Genomic DNA, 3,091 nt, shown 5'->3' with positions numbered 1-3,091 from the left:
GACAGCCGGACAAGCCATGTCCGGCTGTCAAATCATATTTAGGGGGTGGCCCCTCAGCCCCCGTAAGAGAAGAAAGGCAGGAGACAACATGAAAATCATTGGCATCAGACCCACGGCGTTCAAAGGCGGCAGCGGTCCCGTCAGCGGCAAGAATTTCTATGTGACGTATCCCCTGGAAAAGGGGGAAGGTCACGGCTCCGAGCGTATCTTCGTCACGGACGCCAATGTCCACTCCTGCGCGGAGAGCCAGATTCTGGGTAACGGGCTGACGGAGCAGCTGGGGCAGTTTCTCCGTGATCATCCGGACACGTCCCTCATCATTATTGACACTCTGCAAATGGTCCGGGGCACGAATTACGACAACACCTATGCTAACGACTAACGGGACCTNTCCGCTCTGAAGCGCCTGGCCGATGCCCACGGAATCGCCATTCTACTGATCCACCATCTGCAGAAAGAAAAATCGGACGACGTGTTCAACCGCATCTCCGGCACCACGGCCATCAGCGGCGGGGTGAGTGCTGCGGTTTGAAGCGGTCCGATATTGACTACGAGAAAACAGCATCCACATCCAGCGGAACGTGGCGAAGATCATAGGCGAGTACATCATCGTTAAGGACACCAAGACCGCGGCATGGGACAGGTACGTCTACTTCTCGCCTGAGATGGAGAGCCTGCTGAAGGAATACCGTCGGGAGTGTGTCTGGCAGACGGACGCCTACGAGAACCGCAAACTGACTGAGGATGACTTCTTGTTCCGCAGGCACGACAGCCAGGATCCGATGACGCCCAGCACCTTCACCTGGAGGTTCAAGATGATCCTGAAGAAGAACGGATTGCTGGAAAGCTGAACGTGCACTCCCTCTGTCACAGCAACGCGAGCCTCCTGATTGCCAATGGCACTGACGTGGCGACAGTGGCCAGTCTCCTGGGTCACAGCCAGTCCTCCACCACGCTGGACATCTACACCCACGCCTTCGACAAGAACAAGANGGCGGCCAGCGAAAATGCTCCAACAGGGATTGGACATTTAAACGGAGTCTAACACATAAGCGGCCCCTCGGCAGAGTTCTGCAGGAGGGCCGCTTATATACTATTACTTCTACTTCTGAAAAACAATCTGGGAAAATGATGTAGAAAGTGGCAAAATAGAGAGCAAGGAGTATATAGATTTACGAAAATTGAATAAGGGAGAGCTCAAGCAGATACGCCGGCAGGTTGTACGCCTCAAAAAGATGGGGAAAACCGGGAAAGAAATAGAGGAATTAACCGGAGGAGGAATTCGGTATTCCTGGCAGTTTATGGACGCTGAAGAAAGTGTGTGCATACGTCTGGAAAAGGTATTGGAAAAAGATATCGGACGGCAGTGTGTCGGATTATATGCGGCGCTGGGGCTTGACCTGCCAGCGTCCAATCAAGCGTGCCCGGAAACAGGATTCTTCCCGTATCTAAAGGTGGCGAGATGAGGAATATCCGGCCATCGTCCAGCAGGCCAAGACAGAAAATGCCGTGATTTACTGGGGAGACGAGACCGGAATCGACAATTGCTCAAACTGTGAGCGCGGGTCTGCACCCAAGGGACAGCCTCCAGTTCTGCCAGTGGAGATGAAAAGAGAGCGGCTGAATATGCTTTCTGCCTTGAGCAGGCAGGGGAACGTTCGTTTTATGCTGTATAAGGATTCCATGAACCCGCAGCGCCTGATCCAATTTATGGACCAGTTGGGTCGAACCTCCAACCGAAAAGTTTTCCTGATTTTGGACAAATTAAAGGTGCACCATGGGAAGAAAGCCGCAGCCTGGCTGGACAGGCATCGGGATAAAATTGAGCTGTTCTTTCTGCCGCCCTATGCTCCCGAGAGCAATCCAGACGAATATCTCAATCACGCGCTGAAACTCTCGGTCCATTCTGGCGGCTTGCCTCGGACCAAATACGATATCCGCCATAAAACAGCTTCCTTCATGCGAACTTTGCAACATTCTCCTGATAAGGTCTCCACTTTCTTTCAACATAATCAGATTTCCTATATTATTATTCGGGAGCAATATTCAGAAGAGGGCTCTTCCTGCGTTACATCCGGGTTTGCCGGTTCTTGGGTAACGACGAGAAACCCGGTTCAACTGGCTCACCCGGTCAATAAATTCCTTCATATCCTCAATGTAGGAATAAGGAGCGTACTCTGAATAAATCTGCGGAGAATCCAAAATAACGATCTGTACCCCCTCCGCCCGCAGGACCTCCAATGTTCCCGGCAGGCACCGGGCCTCATTCGGCGTCTTGCAGAGATAGGCAAGACAGCCTGGCCGGCCAAAGACCTTGGCCACAATATAGGTTTTCTTATCGCCCATTTATTTCTCCTTCAAATTCTTTAATCGTTTTAAAAAGTCCTGTTCTGTTCGGATTAATTTATCGGAGTATTCCTGATATAGTTTTTGCCCCATTTTCGGAGTCAGATATTTGTAAATATGCTGATGACTCCAGAGATTGAAAAGATAGTCTTTCCCGCACCAGAGCTAAACCTCAATCGGATAGGCTAGATTGTCCCGTTGGTAATAGAGACGGATTGCACGGTAACCGTCGTCAATTCTTTTTCCCGAAGAAGATCAATTACCCGAAAATAATCCGGAATTGTGTCAGGGTATTCCTCGAACCGTAGGCGGAATCCCAGGACATCGTTGAAGCACTACTTGAATCCACCTCCGTTAAGGAGGGGTTTCTCGTATTTGCTGAGAATGGAGCCCTCGCTTTTGAAGCGGGAGCCAATCATATTTTCCTGTACTAAGACATCAATGCAGCTGGAGCGGTATTTTGCAATATCATCCAGTATCCGCTCCAGAGGGGTTTCCCGCAGGGAGATCTGCTTGAGGCTCTGTCTCGGCCCCGACCGATAAGAGAGCATATCGAGAATCTCTTTGGAGATAAAAGCATCCATTAGATAAGCGTTCTATTCTACCCGACCCCACAAATGTTTCGTCAGTCTTTTTAGTGGTTTCCTCTTACCATAAACCATAAAATATTTAAGGAAACGCTGATTTAATTCCCCCAAATGATAAAAGATGTGATAAAATAAGGGAAAGGGGGCGCGGGGTATGA

The 3,091-nt window shown here is 50.1% G+C and carries 6 protein-coding genes and 1 pseudogene; 5 read left to right on the top strand and 2 right to left on the bottom strand.

Annotated elements, in window-relative coordinates; genetic code table 11:
* The first annotated feature begins 88 nt into the window (after positions 1-88).
* The 5 genes and pseudogenes from JX325_RS14295 to JX325_RS14280 all read left to right on the top strand — a co-directional run.
* Positions 89-382 carry a hypothetical protein gene (locus JX325_RS14295; RefSeq protein ID WP_204791759.1) on the top strand — a complete coding sequence of 98 codons (294 nt, stop codon included), beginning with the start codon at positions 89-91 and terminating at the stop codon, positions 380-382.
* Between the two features lie 199 nt (positions 383-581).
* Positions 582-851 carry a hypothetical protein gene (locus JX325_RS18235; RefSeq protein WP_243414104.1) on the top strand — a complete coding sequence of 90 codons (270 nt, stop codon included), beginning with the start codon at positions 582-584 and terminating at the stop codon, positions 849-851.
* 2 nt (positions 852-853) lie between these two features.
* Positions 854-1,045: a tyrosine-type recombinase/integrase gene (locus JX325_RS18230; RefSeq protein WP_243414103.1), complete on the top strand. Its 192-nt coding sequence runs from the start codon at positions 854-856 to the stop codon at positions 1,043-1,045.
* A gap of 242 nt (positions 1,046-1,287) precedes the next feature.
* On the top strand, positions 1,288-1,452 hold the full coding sequence (locus JX325_RS18765) for a winged helix-turn-helix domain-containing protein (protein WP_374220628.1): 165 nt from the start codon (positions 1,288-1,290) through the stop codon (positions 1,450-1,452).
* Between the two features lie 27 nt (positions 1,453-1,479).
* Positions 1,480-1,959: pseudogene (locus JX325_RS14280) on the top strand (IS630 family transposase); the annotation flags it as partial.
* Positions 1,960-2,046: 87 nt separating this feature from the next.
* Here the strand turns inward: JX325_RS14280 and JX325_RS18565 are convergent.
* Both JX325_RS18565 and JX325_RS14275 read right to left on the bottom strand, forming a co-directional pair.
* The gene (locus JX325_RS18565) at positions 2,047-2,346 is read right to left on the bottom strand and encodes a DUF6718 family protein (RefSeq protein ID WP_307819280.1); all 300 of its coding nucleotides are present in this window, start codon (positions 2,344-2,346) and stop codon (positions 2,047-2,049) included.
* Between the two features lie 335 nt (positions 2,347-2,681).
* Entirely contained in the window at positions 2,682-2,930 is a 249-nt protein-coding gene (locus tag JX325_RS14275) for a hypothetical protein (protein ID WP_204791756.1), read from the bottom strand.
* Positions 2,931-3,091 lie beyond the last annotated feature (161 nt).

Source organism: Oscillibacter sp. CU971, from assembly GCF_905219725.1.
GTDB lineage: Bacteria > Bacillota > Clostridia > Oscillospirales > Oscillospiraceae > Oscillibacter.
Note: the sequence above shows the minus strand (reverse complement) of the source record. Positions and strands in the feature narration are given on the sequence as shown.